We start from the raw sequence: 4475 nt of genomic DNA on the forward strand, positions 1-4475 counted from the left end.
GGACACGGTGCCGGTCGCCCCGGACACTGCGTCTGACGCGCCCGAAAGACCTGACTGGCTCGATCCCACGATCCCGGGGACTTTCCTGCGGAGCGACAATCTCCCTGAGCCGGGCACGGTCTGGAAGAAAAGCTTCGGGGGCAATCACGTCGTTTGCGCGCTGGGGCTGTTCAGGATGACGCCAATCGAGCTTTGCGATCGCTGGCCTGCGTTCCTGGGCTCGGATAACTGGCACGATGTCCGCAAGTTCGCGAGCGGGGTCGAGAACGGAACCCTGCGGGTCAGGGAGGGCGATCTGTGCCCCGCCACCAAGGCACCGTGGCGACAGGGGGCGGATCTCCCGGGCTATCGCACCAAGCTGGATTTCGAGACAGAGCTGGAATGGGAGAAATATGTGCGCGACGAGATCATGGCACGTTGCAAGTCCCAGCAGGAGATGACCCAGCGCGAACTCACCATCACGCTTTTCTGGGGACGCTGAGAAAAAAACGGCGTCTCGTGATTTTTATCGCTCGCTCTCTGGAGCGCAACGCGATGTGCTTACGCCGTGAGGCATCGCGTCCTGCGCTGCCGTAACGGAGACAAGATCATGCGGGCAGAGCCTCCGATCGATAAGAAAACACTGATGGTCACGCAGGTTGTTCTGCGCCTTTTGAAAGCGGCAGCAAGAGGGCGCACGGGCAAGACGTTCATCTCGCGTTATCTGTTGCACAGAGCGCAGGCGGCAGGGCGTCTGCTGGATATTGCGGATGGGGATTTCCGCAATGGTAAGCTCCACACTGTGTTTCCCGAAGGTAAGGGCGGCACGCCCCGTCCGAAGGATGTGTCCGTTCCTGGCCTGACGAAGTGGTTCGGCGAACGGCTGAACGACGCGGTTGCTGCCCAGCGTTCCGTATTCTTCGATCTGGGCGCCGGTGAAACGGCCTCTGCGGAACTGGCGCGTGACATGGATCTGGGGGGCTTTCTGCAGGCGACCGGGTATCGCCTGACCAATCTGTGCTTCGCCGGACCGAACCAGCTCGATCTTCAGCATGTGTTCAGTCTTTTGAAAGCTGAGAAACATATCCCCAGTGACGTCGTGCTGTTCCTGAATGAAGGCGTGGTTACGCCCGGCGTCGATGCACAGTCCTTCTTCCGGGAATTTTCTGACAACGATCCTCGTGCGCGTAGCCTCAAGGCTGCTGGCGGCAAGATCGTCACGATCCCACGCCTGTCGAATGCCCAGACACTGGAAGCCCGTGATCTCGAAGTCTTCCCTTTGCTTCAGTCGATCCGCAACGAGGACGGCTCTTACAAGGTGAGTCCCCTGGATGATTTCATCGTCCGCAAATGGGCCGACGACTTCGAGCGCAACATCGCAGCCGTGGGTGCCGCGGAGTATCTCCCATGACTACGGCCCCAAGCGATATTCATGAAACCTACCGGCGCGCGCTAACGCGTGCCGGACTCACTCCTGAGGATCCGCTATGGACGGTTCTTTGGGAAAATCACCTCGCAACGGTCCGGGTTCAGGAGGCTTATGACAACCTGACGGTTGAGGCGAAGGCGGCTGTTTCCGCAATTCTGGATGCTTCGGCCGGAGCGAGAAACCGGGCGGCGGCCGACCTGAAGATCATAGAAACCGAGCGAAACAAAGCCATAGCGATCTCTGAGGCCGTTCGCGTCCGGACAGAGCAGTTCAGCACGGAGCAGGCGAATGTGATGGTTGGCGCGATCGTCAACGAAGCCCTGGCGTCCCTGAAGGGAGCTTTCCTCGGTATGTGGAAGGGCGAGCTGGAAGGGGCGATGCTGGACATCACGCGGCCGTCCACGATCCGCTGGGCGGTGACGGGCTTCATTGCGGCGGTGATTACGATCGTGAGCCTGATGGGAGCGGGCGCCTGGTGGGAGCACAGGCATATCGGGTATCAGGCAATGGTAGGCGGCCAGTGCCTTGAAAATATGGTCGCCGATCCAAAGAGCAACGTCTTGTGGTGCCAGCTTGATTCGTCACAGGTCCACAAGCAGGACCAGCCAGCCGCACAAAGCGCCGAGAAACGCTGATTGAAAGTCTCGATGCGAGCGCTGTCCCTGCTTTCCAGCCCGAAGGGCCGTAGGCGTCCCGTAAGGGACGCCGGAGCATATCCACAGCGCACGCGCTCGACCGTCAAGAGTCGAGAGCGCGTGCGCTGTGGATATGTGGCAAGTGGGGGCAACGCGGCCCCGCGAGGCGACGAACGCCTCGCATTTTATTTGTGTCCAATTTTGCGCTGAATATCGATCAATCCTTTGCCACATCACGGAGAAGACAAATGAGCCCGTCCACTGGAAACGACAGTTGTGAGGTGCTGAAAATCACAGTTTATAGAGAGACGGTCTATGTAAGGCTGGACGAGGTGGATTTCCTGATGGAAGCCGAAAATATTGACGATTTCCCCGAAAACTACCGTCCACTGCTTTCCATACGTGGGACACCCTTCATCATTCATGGCGTGATCGACAATTATATCAGGCATACGGTCAAGAAGCCGTATCCAACCGAGATTACACAACAGAATGTGCAGTCTGTCATCGGCCTGAAAGACCCTTATTTCGGCACCTTACTGGCGATTGCTGCGGGCTCGGACATTATCGTCCATCCCGATCCTAAGGCGACACCCTATGCGAATGGCACGCTATCGCTGCTCGGATTATGAAGCCGCGGGCGGGATGACTGCCTTTCGGGCGGACGGGAAACTCGACTGGACGTAAAAAAGGCGGCTCGCGAGAGCCGCCCCGATTTTGCCCAGCGGATACGCCAATCTAGTGCGTGATGAAGCGGGCCACACCGGAAAAGGCGGTGGCAATGGCGATCACCGCGCCGATGATGCCGATTGTCCATTGCAAAGCGCCGATCTTGGTATCGAGCGCGCCCAGCTTGGCGTCGAGAGCACCCATACGCCCGTCCAGACCTTCGATCCGAGCGGCGAGTGGAGCGGTAGCCTCTTGCATCTTCATGGCGATGTAATCCTCCATTGAGTCGACGATCTCGGTCGCCTGCTCGTCTTCTATATTGATGGTCTTGAGGGCTTTGAACAAGGGGAGTTGCATGACTGAGCGCATTTCCTTGTGAGGGGAGAGGGACCGGACCCTTTCGGGTCCGGCGGGAAGGATCAGAAACCGAGGGCTGCGGCTTCTTCGGAAGCGGCGCGCTCGGAGACGCTGCGGCTGTTCTTTGGCTGGTAGGGCTGCCAGTCGCTCCCCATGAGGTCGCGGTAGGCTTCGCAGGCCCCGGCAGCGACAACGGCGAGAGACCAAGCGTGACCGGCCTTTTCGGCGGCGACGGTGCGCATCTCGGCGGCGCGGTTATCGCCTCCATCGACGCCCTGCCGGTCCTCGTCGCGGTGCTCGTTCGAGAAGCTGTTTGTCGCATCTTTGGCGGCGAGACGCTTGCCCTCATAGAAGTGTGCAGCGCCGTAGGCGGAACGAATGACGCCGTCCACGATCCGGTCGAGGTGCAGTTTGAGGGCTCTGAAATTCGTGCCGTGGCGGCCCTCAAAAGTCAGGATAGGGGCCATTGTTTCGTACTGGTCGCGTACCAAGGACAGACCCGCGCCGAAAAGTTCGTCATATTCACCGACCTTGACCGAGGGGAATCTGGTGGCGATGTGCTGCATCTGGATGTCTGTGGGAACCAGCCGCTTGGTCAGTTCGAGCGTAGGGGCGTTGCTGGCCTTCACGTGGGCCTCTGCCTCCTTGAAGCGGCGGACCTGCGCGGCGGAATACTTGCCAGCGTCTGCGTTACGGGCGATATTGCGGTTTGCGTCTGACATGAAACCATTCTTTCATTCTGGCGAAGTCCCGGAGTGGTGTTCGAGCACCTTCCGGGGCGCTTTTTGTGTGGGGCGTTATTGCCTGTCCACAAGTAAAGTTATATCGGCATTTCATAAGAAATAGAATAGACAATGCTGCATGGATACTTCCATAGTCATGTACTGTCTGCATAGTAAGGGATGAATATTGCGCCATTATATACATCGCTTTACGTCATTAAATACTACTTGTACTTCTTCTATTCATGAGCAGGCAGAAGTACACAGCACAATAGGCTCACCGCGTGGGGGCGGCGTGTGACGCCGCAGCCGTAGGCCGCGCGCAGCGCGCCCATGCCGTGCCTCGCTGTCACGCGCCAAGCCCTTTTCGCGTTATTGCGCACTCAGCGCTGAAAAACGATCAGACCGCCGAACAGCGAAGCCGTTACGATGAACAGGTTCAGGCCCAGAACGGCCCGCCGTCCGAGCCTCGCGGCGCGATACTGGATCGGGAGAAGCGCGCCCTTGCCGACCAGCGCCAGAACCAGTCCGGCCCCGATCCATTGCCAGTCCGGCCATGCCAGCCGCGAGGCCGGCCAGTGAGCCGCCAGCCCGGCGAGCCAACCGGTATGGAACCCGTGCGGGAAGTGGTGGCAAAGCCACTGCCAGACCGGCCTCATCTGATCGGCGGTCAGATAGCCGTCC

Annotated in this window: 7 protein-coding genes; 4 read left to right on the plus strand and 3 right to left on the minus strand. The window is 59.2% G+C overall.

Translation table 11 applies throughout. From position 1 onward, the window contains the following. The 4 genes from P792_RS0117910 to P792_RS23525 all read left to right on the plus strand — a co-directional run. A partial coding sequence (locus tag P792_RS0117910) for a hypothetical protein (RefSeq protein ID WP_161630806.1) occupies positions 1-481 on the plus strand: 481 nt, incomplete at its 5' end. A gap of 108 nt (positions 482-589) precedes the next feature. Next, positions 590-1390, plus strand: coding sequence for a hypothetical protein (locus P792_RS23515; protein ID WP_023977727.1), 801 nt, complete (start codon positions 590-592; stop codon positions 1388-1390). Beyond that, the gene (locus P792_RS23520) at positions 1387-2043 is read left to right on the plus strand and encodes a hypothetical protein (RefSeq protein WP_023977728.1); all 657 of its coding nucleotides are present in this window, start codon (positions 1387-1389) and stop codon (positions 2041-2043) included. Before P792_RS23515 ends, P792_RS23520 begins: the two co-directional genes overlap by 4 nt. Positions 2044-2291: 248 nt before the next feature. Next, the gene (locus P792_RS23525) at positions 2292-2675 is read left to right on the plus strand and encodes a hypothetical protein (protein WP_152530134.1); all 384 of its coding nucleotides are present in this window, start codon (positions 2292-2294) and stop codon (positions 2673-2675) included. A gap of 106 nt (positions 2676-2781) precedes the next feature. Here the strand turns inward: P792_RS23525 and P792_RS23530 are convergent, their stop codons facing one another. From P792_RS23530 to P792_RS0117915, 3 genes are all read right to left on the minus strand, one after another. Then, positions 2782-3069 carry a hypothetical protein gene (locus P792_RS23530; protein WP_023977730.1) on the minus strand — a complete coding sequence of 96 codons (288 nt, stop codon included), beginning with the start codon at positions 3067-3069 and terminating at the stop codon, positions 2782-2784. A 62-nt stretch (positions 3070-3131) separates the two neighbouring features. Then, positions 3132-3791: a hypothetical protein gene (locus P792_RS23535; protein WP_023977731.1), complete on the minus strand. Its 660-nt coding sequence runs from the start codon at positions 3789-3791 to the stop codon at positions 3132-3134. Between the two features lie 383 nt (positions 3792-4174). Further along, on the minus strand, positions 4175-4475 hold a 301-nt coding region (locus P792_RS0117915; protein WP_031240081.1), incomplete at its 5' end, for a hypothetical protein.

This window comes from Asaia sp. SF2.1, from assembly GCF_000505765.1.
Classification (GTDB): domain Bacteria; phylum Pseudomonadota; class Alphaproteobacteria; order Acetobacterales; family Acetobacteraceae; genus Asaia; species Asaia bogorensis.

What these genes read in the sequence shown, in the direction of transcription:
- P792_RS23515 (WP_023977727.1), top strand. Translation starts at nt 590, where the DNA reads ATGCGGGCAGAGCCTCCGATCGATAAGAAAACACTGATGGTCACGCAG.
- P792_RS23535 (WP_023977731.1), bottom strand. Translation starts at nt 3,791, where the DNA reads ATGTCAGACGCAAACCGCAATATCGCCCGTAACGCAGACGCTGGCAAG.
- P792_RS23520 (WP_023977728.1), top strand. Translation starts at nt 1,387, where the DNA reads ATGACTACGGCCCCAAGCGATATTCATGAAACCTACCGGCGCGCGCTA.
- P792_RS23530 (WP_023977730.1), bottom strand. Translation starts at nt 3,069, where the DNA reads ATGCAACTCCCCTTGTTCAAAGCCCTCAAGACCATCAATATAGAAGAC.
- P792_RS23525 (WP_152530134.1), top strand. Translation starts at nt 2,292, where the DNA reads ATGAGCCCGTCCACTGGAAACGACAGTTGTGAGGTGCTGAAAATCACA.